At 67.2% G+C, this 22499-nt stretch carries 20 protein-coding genes and 1 pseudogene; 12 read left to right on the top strand and 9 right to left on the bottom strand.

Going from position 1 to position 22499, the window contains the following annotated elements; translation table 11 throughout:
• Positions 1–55 precede the first annotated feature (55 nt).
• Together P1K32_RS15530 and surE are read right to left on the bottom strand one after the other, a co-directional pair.
• Positions 56–1105 (bottom strand): lysylphosphatidylglycerol synthase transmembrane domain-containing protein, encoded by a 1050-nt coding sequence (locus P1K32_RS15530; RefSeq protein ID WP_276250600.1) that lies wholly within the window; start codon positions 1103–1105, stop codon positions 56–58.
• 138 nt (positions 1106–1243) lie between these two features.
• On the bottom strand, positions 1244–2035 hold the full coding sequence (gene surE, locus P1K32_RS15525) for a 5'/3'-nucleotidase SurE (protein WP_276250599.1): 792 nt from the start codon (positions 2033–2035) through the stop codon (positions 1244–1246).
• Positions 2036–2209: 174 nt separating this feature from the next.
• Here surE and P1K32_RS15520 point away from each other — a divergent pair, with 174 nt between their 5' ends.
• Both P1K32_RS15520 and P1K32_RS15515 read left to right on the top strand, forming a co-directional pair.
• Positions 2210–3982 (top strand): hypothetical protein, encoded by a 1773-nt coding sequence (locus tag P1K32_RS15520; RefSeq protein ID WP_276250598.1) that lies wholly within the window; start codon positions 2210–2212, stop codon positions 3980–3982.
• A gap of 221 nt (positions 3983–4203) precedes the next feature.
• Entirely contained in the window at positions 4204–5217 is a 1014-nt protein-coding gene (locus P1K32_RS15515) for an alcohol dehydrogenase (protein ID WP_276250597.1), read from the top strand.
• Between the two features lie 12 nt (positions 5218–5229).
• Here P1K32_RS15515 and P1K32_RS15510 read toward each other — a convergent pair whose 3' ends face one another.
• Both P1K32_RS15510 and P1K32_RS15505 read right to left on the bottom strand, forming a co-directional pair.
• Positions 5230–6651: a small ribosomal subunit Rsm22 family protein gene (locus P1K32_RS15510; protein WP_276250596.1), complete on the bottom strand. Its 1422-nt coding sequence runs from the start codon at positions 6649–6651 to the stop codon at positions 5230–5232.
• Positions 6648–7382, bottom strand: coding sequence for an NAD(P)-binding domain-containing protein (locus P1K32_RS15505; protein WP_276250595.1), 735 nt, complete (start codon positions 7380–7382; stop codon positions 6648–6650). The genes P1K32_RS15510 and P1K32_RS15505 overlap by 4 nt, the downstream gene beginning before the upstream one ends.
• A 315-nt stretch (positions 7383–7697) precedes the next feature.
• Between P1K32_RS15505 and P1K32_RS15500 the strand changes: the two genes are divergently transcribed.
• From P1K32_RS15500 to P1K32_RS15485, 4 genes are all read left to right on the top strand, one after another.
• Positions 7698–8471 carry a fumarylacetoacetate hydrolase family protein gene (locus P1K32_RS15500; RefSeq protein WP_276250594.1) on the top strand — a complete coding sequence of 258 codons (774 nt, stop codon included), beginning with the start codon at positions 7698–7700 and terminating at the stop codon, positions 8469–8471.
• A 75-nt stretch (positions 8472–8546) separates the two neighbouring features.
• Complete coding sequence (locus tag P1K32_RS15495) at positions 8547–10184, top strand: GMC family oxidoreductase (protein WP_276250593.1); 1638 nt, start codon at positions 8547–8549, stop codon at positions 10182–10184.
• A gap of 84 nt (positions 10185–10268) precedes the next feature.
• Positions 10269–11738, top strand: coding sequence for an ATPase domain-containing protein (locus P1K32_RS15490; RefSeq protein ID WP_276250592.1), 1470 nt, complete (start codon positions 10269–10271; stop codon positions 11736–11738).
• A gap of 3 nt (positions 11739–11741) precedes the next feature.
• Positions 11742–13145, top strand: coding sequence for a PAS domain-containing protein (locus P1K32_RS15485; protein WP_276250591.1), 1404 nt, complete (start codon positions 11742–11744; stop codon positions 13143–13145).
• A gap of 3 nt (positions 13146–13148) precedes the next feature.
• Here the strand turns inward: P1K32_RS15485 and P1K32_RS15480 are convergent, their stop codons facing one another.
• Both P1K32_RS15480 and P1K32_RS15475 read right to left on the bottom strand, forming a co-directional pair.
• A complete protein-coding gene (locus P1K32_RS15480; protein ID WP_276250590.1) occupies positions 13149–13598 on the bottom strand; it encodes a transporter in 450 nt (149 codons plus the stop codon).
• Between the two features lie 60 nt (positions 13599–13658).
• Positions 13659–14381 carry a chemotaxis protein CheC gene (locus P1K32_RS15475; RefSeq protein ID WP_276250589.1) on the bottom strand — a complete coding sequence of 241 codons (723 nt, stop codon included), beginning with the start codon at positions 14379–14381 and terminating at the stop codon, positions 13659–13661.
• 133 nt (positions 14382–14514) lie between these two features.
• Here P1K32_RS15475 and hisC point away from each other — a divergent pair, with 133 nt between their 5' ends.
• The 4 genes from hisC (at position 14515) to P1K32_RS15455 (ending at position 17368) form a co-directional block, all read left to right on the top strand.
• Positions 14515–15597 (top strand): histidinol-phosphate transaminase, encoded by a 1083-nt coding sequence (gene hisC / locus P1K32_RS15470; RefSeq protein WP_276250588.1) that lies wholly within the window; start codon positions 14515–14517, stop codon positions 15595–15597.
• Positions 15594–16100 (top strand): adenylate kinase family protein, encoded by a 507-nt coding sequence (locus P1K32_RS15465; RefSeq protein WP_276250587.1) that lies wholly within the window; start codon positions 15594–15596, stop codon positions 16098–16100. The genes hisC and P1K32_RS15465 overlap by 4 nt, the downstream gene beginning before the upstream one ends.
• The gene (locus P1K32_RS15460; protein WP_276250586.1) at positions 16097–16705 is read left to right on the top strand and encodes a CDP-alcohol phosphatidyltransferase family protein; all 609 of its coding nucleotides are present in this window, start codon (positions 16097–16099) and stop codon (positions 16703–16705) included. Before P1K32_RS15465 ends, P1K32_RS15460 begins: the two co-directional genes overlap by 4 nt.
• Positions 16706–16834: 129 nt before the next feature.
• Positions 16835–17368: a multiprotein bridging factor aMBF1 gene (locus P1K32_RS15455; RefSeq protein WP_276250585.1), complete on the top strand. Its 534-nt coding sequence runs from the start codon at positions 16835–16837 to the stop codon at positions 17366–17368.
• Here P1K32_RS15455 and P1K32_RS15450 read toward each other — a convergent pair.
• Positions 17365–17922 (bottom strand): response regulator transcription factor, encoded by a 558-nt coding sequence (locus P1K32_RS15450; protein WP_276250584.1) that lies wholly within the window; start codon positions 17920–17922, stop codon positions 17365–17367. The two genes, P1K32_RS15455 and P1K32_RS15450, sit on opposite strands and share 4 nt — an antisense overlap.
• 110 nt (positions 17923–18032) lie before the next feature.
• On the opposite strand from P1K32_RS15450, the gene tpiA reads away from it, so the two are divergent.
• Complete coding sequence (gene tpiA, locus P1K32_RS15445; RefSeq protein ID WP_276250583.1) at positions 18033–18680, top strand: triose-phosphate isomerase; 648 nt, start codon at positions 18033–18035, stop codon at positions 18678–18680.
• Positions 18681–18752: 72 nt separating this feature from the next.
• Here the strand turns inward: tpiA and P1K32_RS15440 are convergent.
• Positions 18753–20527: pseudogene (locus tag P1K32_RS15440) on the bottom strand (ATP-binding protein).
• Positions 20528–20738: 211 nt separating this feature from the next.
• Here P1K32_RS15440 and P1K32_RS15435 point away from each other — a divergent pair.
• The gene (locus P1K32_RS15435) at positions 20739–21086 is read left to right on the top strand and encodes a hypothetical protein (protein ID WP_276250582.1); all 348 of its coding nucleotides are present in this window, start codon (positions 20739–20741) and stop codon (positions 21084–21086) included.
• Positions 21087–21110: 24 nt separating this feature from the next.
• On the opposite strand, the gene dinB is transcribed toward P1K32_RS15435, so the two are convergent.
• Entirely contained in the window at positions 21111–22463 is a 1353-nt protein-coding gene (dinB, locus tag P1K32_RS15430) for a DNA polymerase IV (protein ID WP_276250581.1), read from the bottom strand.
• Positions 22464–22499 lie beyond the last annotated feature (36 nt).

Here is a 22499-nt window from a genome sequence, read left to right as displayed (position 1 = left end):
TATATTCTTTGATGACGGTTGCCGCCGTCCTGGGGTTCGGTGCCGAACAGCCCGTTCAGTCCAGCGCGTGCCAGACGGTCGCCGAGAGATACAGCGAGGCCAGCCCGCCGGCGGCGACCACCAGCCAGTAGGTCACGAGCCGGAAGATAATGACGCCGGCTGCCACGACGGCCGGCGGGGTCGTGACGACCACCGCGATGGCCGCAGTGAGCCCGATCTCGGTGCTGCCAAGCCCCCCGGGGGTCGGTAGCAGCGTCACCACCCCGGCGGCCGGGGTCACGAACAGCGCGAAGCCGAGCGGTATCGGCGCGCCGACCGCCAGCAGCCCCACGTACAGCGCCATGGAGAAGGCGAGCCAGCCAAGCACCGCAACCGTCGCTGCGACGACGAGCCGGCGGGTCTCCCCCGTCGCCGTCCCGAACGCCGCCAGGAACGAGTCGGTCCCCGAGCGGACGCGGTCGGGCGCGAGCGAGCGACGGACCCGGACCGAGATACGGCCGATGGTCGCTCTGAGGAGCCAGGCCACGCGTTCGACGACGGTCCCGACCACGTGGATTCGATAGGCGAGGAGAGCGCCACCGACCGAAAGCGCCAGGACGGTGACGGTCAACACCGCGAGGATGAGCGGTTTCGGCAGCCCGGCGTACGGGCTGACGAACAAAGAGACGAGGCCTATCATCGCGACGCCGACCGAGCCCACGAACACCAGCAGTTCGCTCGCGGTGACCGCGGCGAAGATATCCCGGAACCGACGGTCGAGGTCCTCGGCGATGACGTAGGCCAGTATCGCCGACCCGCCGGCGTTGCCAAAGGGCAGCACCTGTTTCCCGAAGGTCCCCGAGAGGTAGCCAAGCTGGATGCGACGCCGCGGCAGCGACCCGTCGACGCCCTCCAGAATCGTCGTCGTCGTCAGGCTCCAGCACAGCTGGGCCAGCAGGGAGAGCGCCGCCGCCAGCGCCACCAGCCGGAGGTCAGCGTCCGAGAGGGCCCCGAGAATCGCGTGCACGTCGAGCGTGAGAAACAGGCCGCCGAGCAGGACGACTGCGAGTCCCACCCCGAGCAGCAGCCGCCCGTATCCGGCCCGCTCTTTCGAAACCGTGGCCATCCTCTGTTCCTGATTTATCGAGGCCTATCAATCCAGTGGGTCGTCGCTGTCGGTGCGGTCATACTGCCGGCTGTAAGTTCGCAATGATATTCGCCACCCGGGGTGGCGAATTACGTCAGTACGTTACAGCCGGCAGTATCAGGCCGTCGGGTCGTACCCGTCTGCCAGTTCGTCGAGCGCGTCGTGGTGTTCGGTCGTGTGGGGCGCCGTCAGCGGGGAGACGCTGACGGCCCCGTCGACGACGGCCCGACGGTCGGTCCCCTCCGGGTCCGGGATATCGCCGTCAGCCATCCGCTCCCAGATGCGGTCGTGGAGCGTGACGGCGTCGCCGTTGCGCTCGGCGGTCATCTCGTATTCGAGCGAGGGGCGCGTGACAACCAGTGGCGCAGGGCCCCAGTCGGCGACGGGCGCGTTGACGTTGAGGTAGTCACACTGGTCGAAGACGCCGGCTTCGATGCCGTGTTCGGCTAGGTACCGCGTCGCCCGGACCGCCTCGTCGTAGCGCAGGTCACCATCGTCTATCGCCGTGAAGTCCGTGTCCTCGCGCACGGGGATGTACATCGAGACCGCTATCGCCGGCACGTCGAAAAAGGTCGCTTCGACGGCGGCGCTGACGGTTCCGGACCGTCCCAGGGTGTAGGCCCCGAGGTTGGCCCCGCGGTTACACCCCGCGACTACGAGGTCCGTCTCCGGCGCCAGCGACTCCAGGCCAGCGACGACGCAGTCTGATGGTGTGCCCTCGACGACGTAGCCCATCTCGTGGCCCCACACGTCGACCTCGTGAGAGAGCGTGCGTCCGACGGCGCTCTGGTCGGTCGCCGGCGCGACCGTCACCACGTCGCCGACCGCCGAGAGCCCCTCGTATACTGCCTGAAGCCCGTCGGCCTCGATACCGTCGTCGTTCGTCAGCAGGATGGTCGGCTCGTCCATACGCCGTCTGTGGCCCTGCGGGAGAAAAAGCCACTGCCTGGGGGGTCCGCTCCGAGCGCGCGGCTAACTGGGCTCACCGCCTCGCAACTCCGTGTGTCTTGGGTCCGAACTGGCCGGGAATGGACAGACGAAAAGCATACTACGATATATATGCGTGAATTATATTATATGGTAATGAACTTGAGAAGTTATACAGATATAGAACGGGGCGACAGCGGAGCGCATCTCGCGAGGAGGCGAGGCGTTCTCGCGGCCGGTGGGGCCCTCGCACTGGGAGCGCTGGCCGGCTGTTCCGCGCTCGAAGAGCTGCTGGGCAGCGCGAGCGAACGGGTGGTGACGGCCAGAACCGCGGCCCCGGCCGCCTTCTACACCGGCGACGACACGCTCGACGCTGGCGAAGGGGGACAGCTTTACCGGAGCGGTACGGTCGAGGTCCGGTACGTGCCGCCGACCCTGCAGGCCGACGCCCGGAGCATCGACATCGAGGGGTGGAGTACGAGCGCGCCCACCAAGGCCCGGGACTACAACTCCTCGCGCTCGAACAAACCGAGCTCCGTCTGGTGGCCGGGGCCCGACGACGAGGACGGCGACACTGGCGTGCTCGTGTTGGTCCTGGACATGGAGCGAGGGCTGTCGGTCCACCTGGATGGGGCTATCGACGCCGTCGCCAACCAGTCGAAAACGGACGCGAAGAAAGCCCTCGACGCCTTCGCCGACGCGACGACCGAAGTCCGGGCGGAACTCGACGGCTGTCCCTCGGACGTCTGCATGACTGTCCGAGAGAACGCCGACATACGCAAGGGGCTCGCCGAGGACGCCCGCGCAAGCGTGAACGCCGGGGAGTGGGACCAGGCAGCCCGTTCGCTCCAGCAAGCCCGGCGCATCGTCGACAGCGACATCGAGCGGCTGTCAGAGGACCTGGACAGCGACGGCGACGGCATCTCTGACGCCGCCGAACCCCTCTACGAGTATCTCGACGGTGAGCCGACCATCGGCGAGCGCTTCGTCGTCAGCCTCCCCGATGCCCGTGTCCGGGGCGGCGACACCGCGCTGGCGGACGAACTCACGCCCCGGCGCGTGCTGGACTACTTCGTCGGCGAACGCGGCGCCGAGCGCTGCGGGGAGAGCGACCGGACGGTCGCGGTCCACCGGGACCTGGCGTGTCGGGACCTCCTCACGGCGACCCTCGACGAGCAAAAGAAGAAAACGCGCGCCGTGGCCGCGTTCGAGACCTCCGATGGCGTCGTCGTCACCGGCGCTACACCTGCGGCCGAGGACGTGGCAGCGATGCTGTTTGTCTCCGACGACGGCTCGGTGAGGGTCCCGGAGACGCTGGACTCCTGGGGCGAGGAGCGGCGCGCTGGCGAGGCCAGCGTGACGCCGACGCTGGTCTGTCCAGCGGCGGCGAGGCCGCCGGAGTGTCCACTCCCTATGCCCGCGCTGTTCTACGTCCGACGGATTCGTCACGAGGACCAGCTCGTCTTCGCGGGTGGGTGGCTCCTCGACGACGGCGCACTCTACGAGGACACCGCGACCCTCCTGGTTGCCGACGGCCCGAACATCGTCGCGGGAGTGACGCGTTCGGACGTCGAGAGCGGCGGTGTCGAGCTCAACTCGACGGGTGATGACAGCAAGCGCCGGAAACGGCCCGGGCGGACGAAGTACGCGGACATGACGGTCAAGGCGCCGTACGACCCGGACGCGGAGTACCTTCCGGACGGTTCCCACCCGGTCTGCAGGGCCGACGGAGAGCTGTATTGCTGGGGCGTCCAGTCCCGGGAAGCCCTCGCCGGAAGCGGCGACTGTGACGACGGCGACGCCACTGTCACCCCGCACTGCGTCGTGACAGCCCTCGACGCGCCGGTCCTCCATCTCGTCGGTGCCGCCGACGAATCGAACGAGGTGAAGTTCAAAGCCGGGGCCGAACTGTCCAAAGCAGTCCACTGAGAGTGGGACGGCGTCCGCCGACAGGGTGGTCGGCCCGCCAGTACGCCGCCTGTGGCCCTGCCAGAAACCCCACTGACTGGTAGGTGTGGTATCGTCTGTCAGGGTCCTGGCTGCGGGGTCGAGTCGCGTGACGTCGCTGTCCAGTCCGTCGGGAGCGACTCCGTTTCGCAACCCCCGTCTTTTCCTGTATTCCCAGCCTACCTGTTACCGTGCCTCAACAAATGCAAGCCGTCGCCGTTCCAGCCGCGGGAGAGGACTTCGAACTCGTCGAGCGGGAGATTCCCGAGCCCGGGCCTGGCGAGGTCCGCATCGAGGTCGATGCCTGCGGTATCTGTCATAGCGACGCCTTCGTCAAGGAGGGGACGTATCCCGGTGTCAGCTATCCGCGGGTACCGGGCCACGAGATAGCCGGTCGTATCGACACCGTCGGCGACCGGGTCGACCGACTAAGCGCAGGCGAGCGTGTCGGCGTCGGCTGGCACGGCGGTCACTGTTTCAGCTGTGAGCCGTGTCGCCGCGGCGACTTCCAGCAGTGTGAGAACGGCGAGATAACCGGGCTCACCTACGACGGCGGCTACGCCGAGTACGTGACGGTCCCCGCCGAGGCCGTCGCAGCCGTCCCCGAGCGCCTCGATGCCGCCGACGCCGCGCCGCTCCTGTGTGCCGGTGTCACCACGTTCAACGCCCTGCGGAACACGGACGCACGACCGGGCGACCTCGTCGCCGTGCAGGGTATCGGCGGCCTCGGCCACCTCGGGGTCCAGTACGCACACGCAGCGGGGTTCGAGACGGTCGCGCTCTCACGGAGCGGCGACAAGGAGTCGCTCGCGATGGAGCTCGGCGCGGACCACTTCGTCGACACCACTGCACACGACCCGGCAGAGCGCCTCCAGGAACTCGGCGGCGCGTCAGTCGTGCTCGGGACGGCGCCGGCCAGCGACGCCATCAGCTCCGTCGTCGGCGGCCTCGACACGGACGGGTCGGTCGTGGTCGTTGGGGTCCCGGGCGAACCCATCGAGGTCGACGCACAGCAGCTCGTCGGCGCACGCTCGGGCGTCGAAGGGTGGGCGTCAGGCCACGCCCATGACTCACAGGACACACTGGAGTTCAGCGCCCTCCGCGACGTGACGCCGGAGATAGAGACCTATCCGCTCACCGAGGTCGAAGACGCCTACGAGCGGATGCTCGCAAACGAGGCCCGCTTTCGGGTCGTCCTGGAGCCCGGCGCCGACTGAGACGCGCAGCTCTCACCGCGCCCGGTCGACCGTGGTCTCGCCGTCGACCACGACGTTGTAGGCTTCCTCGTCGTCGTTCCAGAGGACGAGCGCGTTCTGAATCGAGAGCAGGTCGCCGTACTCTGCAGCCCCCAGGTCGTCGTTCAGCAGCGAGGGGTCGGTGACGACGGCGAAGTGGTCCGTCTGCTGGCTACCGTCGCCCAGCAGGTAGAGCGGGTTGGACCCCTCCTCGGAGAGGTCGTGGCTGAGTTTGATAGCCAGCAGGTTCACCCGGTCGGTGACGTAGTTCTCGGCGTCGGCCATCGGTGCGTGGGTGGCCCGGTCGGGCGTGATATCGATAGCCCGGCGGCCGTCCGTTCGCAGGACGCTATAGGCGTACTGGACGTCGACGTTGACGAACTCGCCGGTGCCACCGGCCGGGTCGTCCAGCCGCTTTTGCATCGGCGGGACCTCGATATCCGGCTCGACCTCGAAGGACCACGACTCGCTGTCGGGAGACTGGTGGGGCCAGAGCCTGATAGTCGGTGCGTACACCGTCGCGGGCCCGTCGTCGGCGACAGCGCGCTCTATCTCGCGCAGGCCAGTCGCGGTGTTCCGGTCGGCGGGTTCCAGCGCGAGGACGGTGCCGTCCGCGGCCAGGCCGTCCAGATACCGTTCGAGAACGGCCGCGGGCTCGTCGAGTTCGTTCAGTACGTTGCTGAACAGCAGCAAGTCGAACGGGCCGCCGTCAGCGACCGCGCCGTCGAGGTCGAACGCCTCCGCAGTCTCGCGGTGGACCGTCACGTCACGGCTCCCATCGACCGGACCGACGACGGCCTCTAGTACGTCGGCGGCCGCGCTGGGCTCGACGGCGTGGTAGTCGAGCAGGCCGCCGGCCGCCTCGACCAGGTCGGCCAGGGCCAGCGCGGGCCCACCGACACCTGCGCCGACATCCAGCACTCGCAGCCGAGACGGGAGCAGCCCGTCGGCGGCCAGTTCGGCCAGCGCGTACGTGGCAACGGCGTAGTAGTCGGGCAGGTGGTAGACGGCGTAGCCGTGGGCAGACAGGGCGTCGTACTCGACGCGCTCGCGGTGGAGATACCGCTCCTTGATGTCCCGCACCCGCTCGCGGAGTCGGTCACCGCTGTCACCGTCGGCCCAGTCGTCGCCGTAGGCGTCGGTCAGGAGCGCCTCGACGCGCTGTTCGTGTTCGGGCGGGAACCGCTCGACGCCGTGGACCGACACCGAGAGCGGCCCCTCGGGGGCCGGGACGAACGTGCCGTCCTCGCGTTCGACCAGGGCCAGGTCGACGGCCTCTTCGCGGAGCACCTGCCGGACGACGGCGGGGTGGGGCTGGCCCTCGACGTACTCGAATATCTCCTCGGGGTCGAGCGGGCGGACCGAGCGGAGGTACTGGGCGTTTTCGCGTATCTGCTGTCGTGTTTCGGGGTTCATGATAGCTCGTCGTACAGCTCGACGAACGCGTCGTGGTCGGCGTCGGCCAGTTCTCGGGCCGCCTCGGCGACGGCGTCGGCGCCCTCGAAGGCGTGCTGGATATCGGCGTAGACGTGCGCTTCGCCGCCAAGCACCTGGTCGACGAGTGACTGGAGACCCGCGGAGACGGGCGTGTGGAACCGCTCGGGCACCTCGTCGCTGGCCATCGCGTAGGCCAGCACGGCGGCGTGGGCCGTCGCCTGGACCGACTCCATCGCGCGGTCATGTTCGGCCGACGTGGTCTCGAAGGTGTCGTTGCCGGCGGCGGCGAGCGCGTCCAGCACGGCGTCGACGGCGTCGCCGCGAGCGGGCGCGACCACGGCGATACTCCCCGGCGCGTTCGCCGGGGCAAAGAGCGGGTGGAGGCTCGCGCGCTGACGGTCCGGGACCGTCTCAGCCATCGCCGAGAGCGGGTCGGTCATGCTCCCGGTCACGTCGACGACGGCCTCGGCGGCAAGCGACGCGTACTCCTCGATGGCGACGCGGGCGACCGGCATCGGCACGGCCAGACAGACCACGTCGAACCGCTCCCCGGTGTCGGTGGGGACGGCCCGACCGCCGACGCGGTCGGCGGCACGGTGGGCGGCGTCGCTGTCGGTGTCGGTGAAGGCGACGGTCGCGTCGGCGTGCTCGCACAGCGTCCGGGCGAACCACTGCCCCATCGACCCGGCACCGACGACGAGGACGTTCATGAAGCGAGCGTAGCCCGCGGCCTCTCAAAAGCAGTTCGGTCGGTCCGCAGAAGTAGTGTGCAATGAGGCAGAGAACAGTTCAGAGAGCCAGCAAGCCCCGGCACGCTAACCTCGGACGACAGCGAGTCGCGGAAGTCCTTAGCTCGGGGGCTTTCTGGCTTTGGGTCGACCAGTTTTCTTGAGTGAAAACCACCGGTAGAACAAGGCTGCGGTTGAACAGGCGACGAGTCGCTGTTAGACTTCTGTCGAATTCCGTGCGGACTGGTAGCTAGTCGCTCCTAAACGCTTATCCGTCGCCGCCGAGTCGCCAGAAACATGAAACGCGTCCGATTTCGCGACTCCGCCGGGAACGTCCGCGGCGGCCGCTGGGCTATCGAAGACGGGGAGCCCGTGGTCACTGCGGCCGCCGGGCCCTACGGCCGCATCGCGTTCGGGGACGAGAGCTACGACCCCGCGGAGGTGGATATCCTCCCGCCGTGTGAGCCGACGAAGATAGTCTGTCTGGGGCGCAACTACGCAGACCACGCCGAGGAGATGGGGAGCGATATTCCGGAGCGGCCGATGCTGTTCCTCAAGGGACCGAACGCCGTCGCCTCCCACGGGAACACGCTGACCATGCCCGCCGGGAAAGAGCGCATCGACTACGAGGCCGAGTTGGGCGTCGTCATCGGCGAGCAGTGTAAGAACGTCTCTGAGACCGGTGCGATGGACGTCGTCGCGGGGTACACCTGCGTCAACGACATCTCGAACCGGGACGACCAGAACAAGGAGCAAAACTGGGTCCGTGGCAAGGCCTTCGACAACGCCTGTCCCATCGGCCCGATGGTCGCGACGCCGGAACACGTCCCCGAGGACGCCGCGATAGAGTGTCGGGTCAACGGGGAGACGAAGCAGTCCTCCTCGCGTGACAACCTCGTCTTCTCCGTCGAGGAACTCATCGCCGAGATAACCGAGTACATGACGCTGGAACCCGGCGACGTCATCGCCACCGGGACGCCGGCCGGCGTCGGTCCGCTGGAAGATGGCGACCAGGTCGAAGTCGAGATTGAGGGCATCGGCACGCTCGAACACAGTGTCAAGATTCCGTAATTCCCGGAATCAGCGGTGGCAACTACCGCCCATCGATGGCAACGCCTAAGTTTAGGTTTGCCTAATCCACACGCGATGCAACGAGCGCCAACCGACCGGGCGGACGTCTGTATCGTCGGTGCGGGCCCGGCGGGCGCCCTCGTCGCGAACCGCCTCGCGAGCGACGGCCACGACGTGACGATACTGGAGGCCGGCCGTCGCTTCGACTTCGACGAACGCCAGGGGCAGCTGGAGCAGTCGATTCGGCCCGGCGAACCCGGGAGCGTCTGGGAGATGGGCGGCGAGCGCGACGACTACTCCAACACCGGCGAGCGGACCTACCCGCTCAACGTCGCCCGCGTCAAGGGCGTCGGCGGGTCGACGCTCCACTGGCAGGGGATGGTGATGCGGATGCATCCCAGCGATTTCGACGGCAGCCACGACAACGACGACCCGGCCTGGCCGCTCGAGTACGACGACCTCCGGCCGTACTACGCCGAGGCCGAGAAGGCCCTGGGCGTAGCAGGGACCGGAGACAACCCCTTCGCGCCCCTGCGGGATGACCCGACCTGGCCGATGCCGGGATTCAAACCCTCCTACAGCGACTCGCTGTTCGCGGAGGCCTGTGAGCGCCTCGGCATCACGATGCACTCCGTTCCGAACGCCCGCAACTCCGAGTCCTACGACGGGCGGAGCCAGTGTGTCGGCTACGGCACCTGTCAGCCGGTCTGTCCCTCCGGCGCGAAGTACGACGCGACCGTCCACATCGAGGACGCGGAGGCCGCGGGCGCGACAGTCATCGACCGGGTCCCGGTCCAGCGCCTCGAGACCGACGGCGACGGCCGGGTCAGCGCCGCCGTCTACGTCACCCCCGACGGGACGGAACACCGCCAGGAGGCACGGGAGTTCGTCCTCGCCGCGGGCGGCATCGAGATTCCCCGCCTCCTCTTGCTGTCGGCAAACGAGGACCACCCCGACGGGCTGGCCAACTCGTCGGGCGCCGTGGGCAGGTACTTCATGGACCACCTCTTTGCCGGCGCGGGAGGGACCGTAGACGAGCGCACCCGCCAGAACCACGTCGGCTTCATCACCAGCGAGAGTCACCAGTTCTACGACGACCCCGGCGGCGCCGTCGAACACGTCGAGACGGGCGAGACGTTCGTCGCTGAGAGCGACGAGTCCTTCTCGCCTATCAAGCTGGAGTTTCTCAACTACGCCGGTCCGTCGCCGGTCGAGATCGCGCTCGAGGGCGACGACTGGGGCGACTCGATGCTCGGCCAGCTCCGGTCGGCCTACGGCAACAGCATCGCCATGGGCGGGCTGGTCGGAATGGCGCCCCGACGTGAGAACCGGGTCACGCTCGATACGACCACGACGGACGACCACGGCAACCCCGTCCCCGACATCCAGTGGTCGTGGGGCGACCGGGTGCAACGCTCTATCTCGCGGGCCAACGCCATCCAGCATGCGGTCCTGAACGAACTGGGCGTCGACATCGCCTGGACTGCCAACGTCGACGGCGGCTCCGGGCCGGCCTACCACCATATGGGGACAACCCGGATGGGGACCGACCCGTCTGCGAGTGTCGTGACCCCGCAGATGCAGAGCCACGACCACTCGAACCTCTCTATTGCCTCCTCCTCGGTGTTCGTGACCGCTGGGTCGATGAACCCCACGCTCACTATCGCCGCGCTGGCGCTGAAATGCGCCGACCACGTCGGCGAGCGGCTCTAAAGAGCGCTCGGGGAGGTCGTCGGCGTGTTCATCTCCCGGGAACCGACTGGAGCATTTATATCCTGGAGTGGGTAATACCGTGGTATGAATCCGTCCGGCCGCCGGTTCAGGCAGCGTTCGAGCGGCGTTCCCGGCCTCGATTCGCTCCTCAACGGCGGGTTCGTCGACGGCCGGCTCTACCTCGTCATCGGGCCACCGGGGTCTGGCAAGACGCTGCTCGGAACGCAGTTTCTCAGAGCGGGCATCGACGCCGGCGAGACGGTCCTGTTCATCCACAGCGAGGAGTCGGCCCCCGACCTCCGTGCCAACGCGGCGAACCTCGGCATCGACATCGAGGACGCCGAGTTTCTGGACGTCGGGCCCGAATCGGAGTTCTTCACCGAGTCCGGGTCGTACGACGTGGTCAACCCGAAGGACATCGAGGACGGGTACCTGATTTCGGACATCAGACGGGAGATAGAGGCCGTCGATCCGGACCGCATCCTGATAGACCCGATAACCCACTTCCAGTATCTCGAACCGACGGAGTACCAGTTCCGCAAGCGACTCATCTCGTTCGCTCGCTTCCTGAAAGACCGGGGGACGACTGTCCTGGCGACGAAGACGCCCAGCGAGCGGACGGACACGCAGCTCAAATCCCTCAGCGACGGAGTCGTCGTCCTCAGTCACGACGGAGAGAAGGCGGGACGGCGAATCCGTGTCCCGAAACACCGGGGGGTCGGGCAACGGGACGGCTCACACGGGATGGAGATACGCGAACGCGGCGTCGAGGTGTACCCGACCGGCGCCGACGGGGGCGGCGACCGACTGTTCGAGCCGACGCAGTTCAGCTCGGGGCTCCCAGAACTCGACACTCTGCTTGCCGGCGGCATCGAACGCGGGACGGTGACGATTCTCAGCGGTCCGGCCGGTGTCGGCAAGTCGACCACTGCCACGCAGTTCCTGGCGAACGCGGCCGCGTCGGGGCAGCCGGCGCTCGCGTATCTCTTCGAGGAGTCCATCGAGACCTTCGTCTATCGGGCCGAGACGTTCGGCCTCCCGGTTTCGGACCTGCGCGAGGCGGGGTCGCTGTTCGTCGAGGAGATAGACGCTCTGGCACTGTCCCCCGAGGAGTTCGCCCATCAGGTCAGGGCCCACGTCCGTGACCACGACGTCGAACTCGTCGTCATCGACGGCATCGCGGGGTACAAGAACGCCATCAAGGGCGGGGAGGACGGCGTCGAGTTGCGCAGCAGGCTCAGGGCGCTCATCCAGGGGCTCGTCCGGGCCAACGCGTCAGTGATTCTGGTCGACCAGCGACGTGAGGTGACCGGGTTGCCCGAGCCCACGAGCGAGAGTGTCAGTTACCTGGCCGACAACATCGTCTTCCAGAACTACATCGAGGTAGAGGGAGAGCTCCAGCGGGTCGTCGGCGTGTTGAAGAAGCGCGTCGGGGGGTTCGAGACGGTCCCGCGTCGGTTCGAGATTACGGCCGATGGCCTCGAGGTCGGCGAGCCCGTCTCCGGAATGCACGGGGTGTTCGAGGGCATCCCCGAACGCTCCGAGACTGACTGAGCGATGGCGACTGTCCAGCTCCTCCTGGCCGACGAGGCCAACCGGGACGCGCTGTCCACGCTGGTGGGCGAACGCCACGAGACGGTCACCGACGAGGCGGTCCGGGAGGCCGACCTGTACGTGGTCGACGACGCGTCGTTCTCGCGGTACCGCGAGCGCTTGGCACAGCTGAAACGCGACCTCGACCCGGTGTTCTGTCCGGTGGTGCTGGTCCGCCGGGACCGCAGTCCCGTCAGCGTCACGCTGCCCGACATCGACGACACCGACCGCCCGCTCATCGTCAACGAGGTCGTTCGGGCTCCGGTCGACCGGCAGGCCTTCTTCCGGACCCTGTCGAACCTCCTCGTCCGGCGGTCACAGACGGAGGAACTCGCCGGGGACCTCCGGGCGCGCAACGCCGAACTGCGCCGGTTCGAGGAAGCGGTCGAACACGCCGGTCTCGCCATCTTCGTGACCGACCCGGAGGGAACTATCGAGTACGTCAACCCGGCCTTCGAGCAGATGACCGGATACGCGGCCGACGAGGCGGAGGGCCGGAACCCGCGCATCCTCAAGTCGGGTGAACAAGACGAGACGTTCTACGACGAGCTCTGGGGGACCATACGGAGCGGCGACATCTGGGCCGACGAGATAGTCAACGAACGGAAATCCGGCGAGCGGTTCATCGCCGCACAGACCATCTCGCCCATCGAAGCAGACGACGGCGAGATACGCGGGTTCGTCGGGATACAGGAGGAGATAACTGACCGGCGGCTGCGCGAGCAACAGCTCGCGGTGTTTCACCGGATACTCCGTCACAACCTCCGCAACAGCGGGACGACGATCGTCGGGCGCGCCGACGTGCTCGAAGACCAGATAGACGATGATTCGGCTGTCGAACATCTCGACGTGATTCGCGACAGCATGGCGTCGCTTCTCGGTATCAGCGAGAAGGCCAACCGCGTAAAGCACCTGCTCGCCAGCTCGCTGGCGGAACCGGGGGCGGAGTCGGACCTGATGACAGCCGTCGCGGACATCGCCGAAGACGTCTCCGAGTCGAACCCTGAGGCAGCAATCAGCATTGAGGACGGACCGTCGGAGCCGCTTTCCGTCGACGCAAAGGCGATTCCCGCCGTCCGCGAGTTCGTCGAGAACGCCGTCACCCACTCCGAGGCGGCCACGCCGCGCGTCGCGATACACGTGGCCTCGGACGGGTCGACCGGGACGGTGACTATCGTCGACAACGGGCCTGGTATCCCCGACCGAGAGCAGCGCGTCCTTCGGGCGGGCACGGAGAAACCGCTTGAACACGGGTCGGGGTTGGGCCTGTGGTTCGCTTACTGGCTCGTCAGCCACGTCGGCGGTGACGTCGACATCCGAGCCGACCGGAGCGGGACGACCGTCGCGGTGACGATTCCGGTTCGCTGAGGACTACAGCCCGAGGAGGAGCCCGGCGACCACCAGCAGGGCCAGCGCGACCACCGACGCGCCAAGCAGGAACGGACGGGCCTCGGCGGCGGGCTGGCGGACCTTCTGCTGGGCCGTCCCGTCCGAGAGCTTCGACGCGCCGACCTCGACGAGTCCGGACAGCACGAACCACAGCGCGACCATCGAGACAACGAGGTACCCCCGGGTGGAGCCAAAGAGGCTCTCGACCGTGTAGAGGGTCCCGGCGAGGTGGCCGCCCGAGAGCAACAGGAGTAGCGAACTCGCTCTGGAGACGGTCTTCAGTTTCCCGGTCATCGCCGCCAGCGACCCAGCACGGAGGTCTCCGTCGAGCGCCGCCGGAATCACGGCGTAGCTGGTAAACAGGACGGTGCCGGACCACAGCCCCGCGAAGACGAGATGTATCACGTACATCGCGGTGTCGATGAGACTCATACAGAGCGGTTAGCCCACTCCCCCTTGAACGTCATGTAATCGAGCGCGGCACCACGGCTACTACCTCTCGTGCGTGTCCCCGCGCCCGCTCGACGTGCTGGTGTCGTCGAAAACCCCGACGTCGGCGTCCATATCCAGCTTCTCGACGGCGGCGGTCTCCGAACTCGTCGGCTCGCCGGTCTCCACGTCACGGTCGAGCTGGTCGATGAGGTGGACGAAGGAACCGGGGTCCGGAATCAGGAAGATCCGAAGCGAGAAGGCCACGTCCGTCTCTTCGATATCGACGAGCGAGTCCAGCACGATGGTCAGGGAGTCCCGTCGGACGTGTGAGAGCGCGGCGTCGGCGATAGCTGCCGCGCTGTCTGCTTCCACCGTCGGCGTCCCCATGTCGATGGTCGTCTCCAGGGTGTCGGCGATGCCGTCGATGAAGCCGGAAGTGAGGATGTTACACATCTCCTGGAGGGCCGAGGACTGGAGCTGGGTGAACTCGCCGTCGACGGGCGTTCCGGTCATCAGCCGCGCGATTTCCGCCGCCGTCTCCGTCGAGAACGTCATCAGGAAGACCCCGTAGGGCGGTTCGGTGAGCCGGATTCGCGCGCTGTGAATCTGTCCTGCCCCCATCTCCATCACGATATCGTCCGGCTGGACAAACGAGAGGCTCTTGATGTCGACGCTGGCCTCGACGCCGGCCAGTTCCGCCAGCGACCCGGCCACCTGCTCGGCGCCGTCCTGGATGAGGTCAGTGATGAGCGAGAGCTTCCTGACGTCGATGAGCAGTGGCATTCTCTTACCCGACACTCACCCCATACTGTCTTACCCTTTCGGCCACGGGTATCGCTCGTGATAACGAGCGCGCACACGGGAAGTGTCGGGCCACATGTGCACGCTTAAGCCGTCCGGCCCGCTTGGCCCGTACATGAACCCACGGGACCTCTCCGCGCACACCGCCTACCGGGCGGGTCGCGGTATCGAGGAAGTCGCCCGAGAGCTCGGTCTGGACCCCGACGCGATGGTGAAGCTATCGTCGAACGAGAACATGTTCGGTCCCAGTCCCCGAGCCGTCGAGGCCATCCGCGAGTCGGCCGAGCGGATGCACCACTACCCGAAGTCGTCCCACGCCGACCTGGTCGAGCGTCTCGCCGATATGTGGGACGCCGACCCCGAACAGGTGTGGCTCGGCAACGGCGGCGACGGCGCGCTGGACTGTCTCGCCCGGGCGATGCTTTCCCCCGGTGACGAGGTACTAGTCCCCAGGCCCGGCTTCGCCTATTACCCGATGAGCGCTCGCTATCACCACGGCGAGGTCGAGGAGTACACGCTCTCGAAGGCCGACGACTTCGCCCAGACCGCCGACGCGGTGCTGAAAGACTACGACGGCGAGCGCATCGTCTACTTGACCAGCCCGCACAATCCCACCGGGAAGGAGTTCACGACCGAGGCCGTCCGCGAAATCGCCGAGCGAACAGACGAGGAGACGCTGACACTGGTCGACGAGGCCTACGGCGAGTTCACCGACAGCCCGAGCGCACGCCCGCTACTCGACGAGCGCGACGACGTGGCGCTGCTGCGGACGTTCTCGAAGGCCTACGGGCTGGCCGGCGTCCGACTGGGCTACGCGCTCGTTCCCGAGACGTGGGCCGACGCCTACGCCCGCATCAACACGCCCTTCTCCGCGAGCGAGCTTGCCTGCCGGGCTGGCCTGGCGGCGCTTTCCGACGACGACCACGTCGAGCGCAGCGTCGAGACGGCCGCGTGGGCTCGCGAGTACATCTACGAGGAACTCGACGCCCCGACCTGGGACAGCGCCGGGAACTTCGTCCTCGCCGAGGTCGGCGACGCCGCTGCGGTGGCCGACTACGCGCAGGCCGAGGGCGTCATCGTCCGTGACTGCTCCTCGTTTGGCCTGCCCGAGTGCATCCGAATCACCTGCGGGACGGAGCCTAACACGAAGCAGGCTGTCTCTGTCCTCAACGACGCTATCGCGGAGGTCGGCCAGTGAGAATCGCCGTCACCGGCACCCCGGGGACGGGCAAGACCACGGCGACGGAGCTACTGGAGACAGACCGCGACGTGATTAACCTCAACGACGTCATCAAATCGGAGGGGTTCTCGACGGGCACCGACGAGGAGCGGGGCAGTCTCGTCGCGGATATGGACGCCCTCGCCGAGTGGCTCGACGGCCGCGAGGACGTGATTGTCGAATCGCACCTCGCACACAACTTCGAGGCCGACCGCGTGGTGGTCCTGCGGGCCCATCCCGACACCGTCGTTTCCCGTCTCCGCGAGCGCGGGGACTCTGACTCGAAGGCCTACGAAAATGCGGAGTCCGAGGCCCTCGACGTCGTCCTCTCGGAGGCCGTCCACCACCACGGCACCGAGAACGTCTACGAGATAGACACGACCGACCGCGAGCCCAGCGAGGTGGCCGCCGAGATAGCGGCCGTCGTCGCGGGCGAGCGCGAACCGAGCGCCGGCACCGTCTCCTACGTCGACTGGCTATGACACTCGATAGATTCCGCCACGTGGCCGACCGCGCGTTAGACCCGTTCGTCGGGGCCGCCCGAACGGTAGGCCTCTCGCCAAACGGCGTCAGCGTCATCGCCTTTGCCCTCGCCGTCGCCGCCGGTGGCGTCTACGCCGTCGCTCCCCGCCAGCCGCTGCTGTATCTCGCCGGCGCCGTGCTGGTCTTCCTGAACGGTTGGCTCGACCTCGTCGACGGCGCGCTCGCCCGGGAGCTGAACGTCGCCTCCTCGGCCGGCGACCTGCTCGACCACGTGCTGGACCGCTACGCCGACATCGTCATCATCGTCGGCCTGGCGGCGGGCATCGGGCAGTGGGCGCTTGGCATCGCTGCGGTCACGGGCGTTCTGATGACCTCCTATCTGGGCACCCAGTCACAGGCCGTCGGGCTCGACCGCGTCTACGGCGGACTGCTCGGCCGCGCCGACCGCCTCGCGCTCGTCGGCGTCGTGACCGGTATCGCCGCGTTCGTCCGGCCAGTCGGACTCGGACTCGACCCCGTCGGCTGGCTGCTCGTCGTCTTCGCCGTCGTCGGTCACGTCACCGCACTCCAGCGGTTCTACTACGCGATGAAGGCGCTGGATTGAACACACGTCGGAGTTGCATACGCAGCGATGCTGGCGGCTACTGGTCTCGCTGCCAGGGACGACACGAACAACTGACACCTCTCCTACCCCAGCGCACCATTTATACGGGACCATCTCGAACCTCGCCGTATGGTTCAGTGCGAGATGTGCGGCAAGGAGGTTTCCTCTCCGAACCGCGTCAAAATCGAGGGGGCCGAACTCGACGTCTGTGACGAGTGTACCGACTTCGGTACCGAGCTCAAGACAGAGGACTCCTCCTCGTCCACGTCGACGAAGTACTCGACCTCGTCGAGCGGGTCCAGCGGGTCGTCCTCGTCCAGCTCGTCCTCGTCCAGTTCCTCGAGCGGCGGCTCCGGCCGTCGACGGGATATGTTCGACGAGATGGACGAGATCGCACAGGACTTCGACGACCAGATACGGTCGGCCCGGGAGTCCAAGGGGCTGAGCCAGAAAGAGCTGGCCCAGCAACTCAACGAGAAAGCGAGCCTCATCCGGAAGCTCGAACAGGGCAACTCACTGCCCAGCGACGACGTGCGAACGAAAATCGAGAAATCGCTCGGCATCGACCTGAGCGCGGGCGGGAGCGCCGACGACGAGGAGTGGTCGAGTGGCTCCAGTGACGGGAGCTACACGCTGGGTGACGTCGTAAAGCGAAAGGACTAGAGCCGCAGGTCGTTCTCTTCGACGTCGAGGTCGGCCGCCAACTCGTCGACGCGGTCGGCAATTTCGGCGATTTCGTTCTGGAGCTGTCGGTACCGCTGGCTCCGTTCGAGCTCCGTCTGGGTCTTCTCGACCTGGAGGACGTTGCGCTTGAGCTTGCGCGTGGTCAGCGCCTGGAGCTGTTCGTTGTAGGCGGCTATCTTCTGGAGGCGCTCGACGACCTCGGTGAGTTCCGCCCGGGTGACGGGCTTGACGAGGTAGTCGTCGACGCCCATCTCGATGATGTCGAAGTCGGGGTTGACCGCGGTCACCATCGCCACCCGGCAGGGGAGCGACCGCTCCTCGATTTCTGCCAGCACCTCGTTGCCCGAGACGACCGGCATCCGGCGGTCGAGCAGGACGACGTCGATGTCCTCGGAGAGGCGCTCGATACCCTCCTCGCCGCTGTAGGCCGTCAGGACGTCGTAGCTGTCTGCGAGATAGTCGGTGTAGAGGTCCGCGAGGTGCTGTTCGTCCTCGACGATGAGTACGGTCGGAGGGGCGTCGCCTGAGCTCACGGGTTATCTCTCGATGGCTACAGGCCGCAGTCTCTTAATCCTCACTGCTTGGCGGCGGAGGGAACCGCGAACACGCAATCTATTTCCCCCCGGCGTTCGCGTCTTCATCCATGTTCGTCCTTGTCAACCTCAAGGCGTATCCGTGTGACCCGATAGAGGTAGCCACCGCCGCGGCCGACGTCGCCGACGACTCCGGCGTCCGCGTCGCCGTCGCCCCCCAGGCGGCCAACATCGAGTCCGTCGCCGAGACCGGCGTCGAGACCTGGGCCCAGCACGTCAGCCCGAACGAGCACGGCAGCCACACCGGTTCGACGCTCGCCGAGGCCGTCGCCGACGCCGGCGCCGAGGGGACGATGCTGAACCACTCCGAGAACCGCCTCAAGCTGGCCGATATCGACGCCTCGCTCGACGCGGCCGACCGCGCGGACCTGGAGACCATCGTCTGTGCGAACAACCCCGAACAGATCGGCGCCGCCGCGGCGCTCGGTCCCGACGCCGTCGCCGTCGAGCCGCCGGAGCTCATCGGCACCGGCACGCCCGTCAGCAAGGCCGACCCCGACATCGTCACCGGCGCCGTCGACGCCGCAGCCCGCGTGGACGGCGACGTGGACGTGCTCTGTGGCGCCGGCATCTCGACCGGCGAGGACCTCGTCTCCGCCAGCGACCTCGGCGCGACCGGCGTCCTGCTGGCAAGCGGCGTCGCGAAGGCCGACGACCCGCGTGCCGCCCTGGAAGACCTCGTCGAGCCGCTGAACTGACGTTCGACCCGGCAAACGCACACACTTTTTCGACCGACTGACGGTAAGCACCAGCTGCGAGAAATCGACTGCTCAGCTCGTCTCGTCGTCGACGACGGTCCGCTCAATCTGTGACGCGTACTCGGTGGCCGTCTCGGCGTCGATGTCCTCGCCCTCCTCGCACAGCAGGGCCGACAACCGGTAGTCGTACTTCCCGCGACCCACGTGTTCGATGAGCCCGCGGAGCCGAAGCGTCCGGTTCCGAGCGTAGGCGGCGGTCCGGTCGCCCGACCCGCCCGCGGAGAAGTGGGCGTTAAGCGGCGTGCCCGGGCCGTGTTCCTTGTAGTAGGCGAGCATCCGCCCGGTCTTCTCGTCCAGGTCCCGGATGTCGGCCTCGATGTCGCGAACCGCGGCGGGTTTCTCCGTTTCTGGCTCGTCGGAGTGCTCATCGTCGCCTGCGTCCTCCTCGGCGACGGCCGCGAGCGCGGCCTCCAGGGCCGCGTCGGAGCTCCCCTGCGTGGTCGTGTCCTCGGGGCCGGACCCGTTCTTCGTCGCGCCGTCGGCGCTGGCGCCGTTCGCTGTGGCGCCGTTGCTCGACTCGCTCCCCCGTTCATCGCGACGTCGTCGTCGGCGAAGGCGCTGAACGCGTCGCCGAAGCCGCCACCGGAGGTCGTGTCCGGCGGGTCATCCTCCGCGTCGGTGTCGGCTGCCTCACCGCTAGCCGTCGCGGTCCCGCCGCCGCCCTCTGTCGCCGGTGGGTCCGCGAACCGCTCGCGCTTGCGCCGCATCTCGTCTTTCGCCGTGCGGCCTGGGTTGTACCCTTCGACGTGAGAAAGCAGCGCGTCAGTGAACTGCTCGGCCATCCGCTGGAGGTCCCGGGCGTCCTGCAGCTCGGCCTCAAGTTCGGCGATGCGGGAGTTCTTCTTGTCCAGTTCCTCGCGCAGTTCCGAGATCCGGTTCTCAGTGGCCTGTTTCTCCTCGCTTATGGTCTCGAGTTCGGAGACGAGGTCCTCGCTGACGGATTTGAGTTCGGGGCGCTCGAAGTCGTCCAGACCCGGGGTGGCGCCGGCGTCGAAGGTCTGCTTGCGGTGGAACTGCACCCGGCTGACTTGCTCGGCCCAGTCGGTCATCATAAATGCCTCGCCGTCGTCTAGGTCCTCGACGGCGTCGGCGTACTGGCTGTCGAGGATGCGCCCGACCACCTTCGTGTCGTTGTTCCACGTCAGTCGGTGCCACACCAGCCAGTCACACTGGGTGATGTAGTCTTTTTTCACGTCGGCCGGGCGCTGGCTGATGCCGACGATGCCCAGGCCGTGTTTCCGCCCGCGCTTCCCGATTTTGATGAGCATCTTCCCGACCTCGCCCATGCTGCCCTGCTCGGGAATCCACTCGTGGCACTCCTCGACCAGCATCAGGAACGGCTGTTTCTGCTTTTTGGCCTTGGCGAACAGCTGTTTGGCGACCTCGGTCAGCAGGCTCTCTGCCTCCTCTTCGTCCAGGAACGAGGAGACGTCCAGGATGATGGGGACGTTCTGTTCGAGCGCGAGCGAGGCTATCTTGCCCGCGTGTTCCTCGGTGACCTGGATGTCACACTCCTCGTCGCCGCCGACGTGGAGTATCTCGTACTCCTCTTTGAGGCCGTAGTACTCGCCGTCGATATCGACGATGAGCAGGCCAAAGCCGTTGTCCAGCAGCTTCTCGGCGACGACGCTCGTGGTGTTTGACTTGCCCGAACCGGACTTGCCGGTGATGAACCCCCGGCCGGTCAGTAGCTCCACCACCGGGATGTCGACGGACTGGCCTGGGTCTTCTATCCCGCCGGGCCCGGCGCTCGTGTCGGCCACGGTGATGTGTTCAGTCTCTGCCATGCGTTCTTGTCCACAGAGAGCGGTGCAGGCCCCATAACTCTCCGTCAGACGAGCGTCAGCGGGCCGATACCTTCGCCAGCGCCTTTGGGCAGTGGATACCGACCTGGGGAGTCGCTGGTGTCCAGACCCGACATCGTTCCGTGTGACGGCCCGTGACAAGGGCTATGTTGGTGGCGTGTCTCGTTCGACCCGAGCGCGGGAGTGGGACTGTATGGCACGCTACGAGACGTTTGTCGAGGACAATACCGTGTTCGTCGGCACGCCGGAGGGCCGGCTGGCCGTCGGCCCGCTCGAGGATATCGTCACCGCGGTGGGCGGTCCGGCCTGGACCATCACCTACGCCGAGAGTCAGAAAGAGCGGTATCCGGGGATGGACACCTCCGACGAGGGCCTCGTCGTCGACGTGGTCGACATGCTGTCGGCGATGACCCACAGCGAGCAGTTCGTCGAGACGCTCGCGGCCCATCCGACGACTGTCCCCGAGGAAGACACAATCTCGCCGAGAGCGGGGCTGTTCGTGGGCAAGCTCCTGGAGAACCTGGAGAACGGTGTTTCCTAAGCCCCCGGGCCGCTTTCCGACTGCCTACCCGAAGTCGCCAAGCGACGCCTGCCCGTCCGGGTCCCGCTCGGATGCGTCCGTCTCCGCGGCGCTTTCGGGCGTCGCGTCCTCGCTCGGACCCGAATAGTCACCGTCGAAGGCAGTCAGACTCGCCTGTCCGTCCGCCGTCAGCTCCGGGTCCGGTTCCATGTCCCTTCGGTCGGGTTCGGTGGCAGATTCGTCGGTCCCTCCGCCGGCCGCGCCCTCGAATCCGGTGAGACTGGCCTGCTCGCCGGCCGAGAAGTCCAGGTTCGAGACGCGGACCCCGAGCTTCCGTACCGGCCGGTCGGCAAACTCCCCCAGTAAATCGAGCGCGATGGACTCGACGAGGTCCGCATCCGCCACGGGGCCCGGCAGCGAGCGTGCGCGGGTGTTGATATCGAACGGCGGTTCGACCACCTTGATGCCGACGGTCTGGTAGCGAGCGCCCTTCCGGCCCCCCCGGTCCGCGACGGCTCTGGCGAGCGTGGTGACTTTCCGCCGTTTCTCGTCTGTGTCTTCGACGGCCTCGGTGAAGGCGGACTCCCGTGAGAGGCTCTTTGGGTCGCCACGCGGGGTAACTTCCCTGGTGTCTTCCCCACGGGCGTACCGGCGTATCTCGCGACCGCGCTCCCCGAAACGGTTCTCGAGAACCTCCGGGTCCGCGTCGGCGAGGTCGCCGGCCGTCTCGATACCGAGTCCGGCCAGTTCCCGGGCGGTCACCGGCCCGACGCCGTGGACCTCCTCGACCGGCAGGTCGTCGAAGAACGGCCGTACCTCGCCCGGCTCGACGACCACCTGTCCGTCCGGCTTCTCCCGGTCGCTGGCCACCTTCGCGGCGCTCATGGTCGGGGCGACGCCGACGCTGGCGACGACGCCCACCTCGGACTCGATGGTGGCTCGCAGCTCGCTCGCCCACTCGGCGATTCCGTCCCAGTCGACGGTGTCGGTGATATCCAGGTACGCCTCGTCGATGCTGACCTCCCGGACGGTGTCGCTCTCGGCGTGGAGTATCTCCTTGACCTCCGCAGCGACCGACTCGTAGTAGTCCATATCGACCGGCCGGTAGATGCCCGTCGCCTCGGCGTCCTCATCTTCGGCGTCGGCTCGCCGGGGGAGCCGTTCGAGCGCCTCGGAGATGGCCATCGCCGACTCGACGCCGTACTCGCGGGCCTCGTAGCTCGCCGTGGCGACGGCACCGTGGGTCTCGCCGCCCTCGTAGCCCATCCCGACGACCAGTGGCTCCCCGTCCAGGTCGGGCTCCCGGCGCTGTTCGCAGGCCGCGTAGAAACAGTCCATATCGACGTGGGCGACCACCTGGTCGGGGCGGGCGGTGCCGGGCAGTCGCGCGGCGTCCATAGCAGGGTGATACACGTCGTCTGTGAAAACCTCTCC

Source organism: Haloarcula rara (assembly GCF_029338235.1).
In the GTDB taxonomy this organism is placed as follows: Archaea; Halobacteriota; Halobacteria; order Halobacteriales; family Haloarculaceae; genus Haloarcula; species Haloarcula rara.
This window is presented reverse-complemented; position numbering and strand designations above follow the sequence as displayed.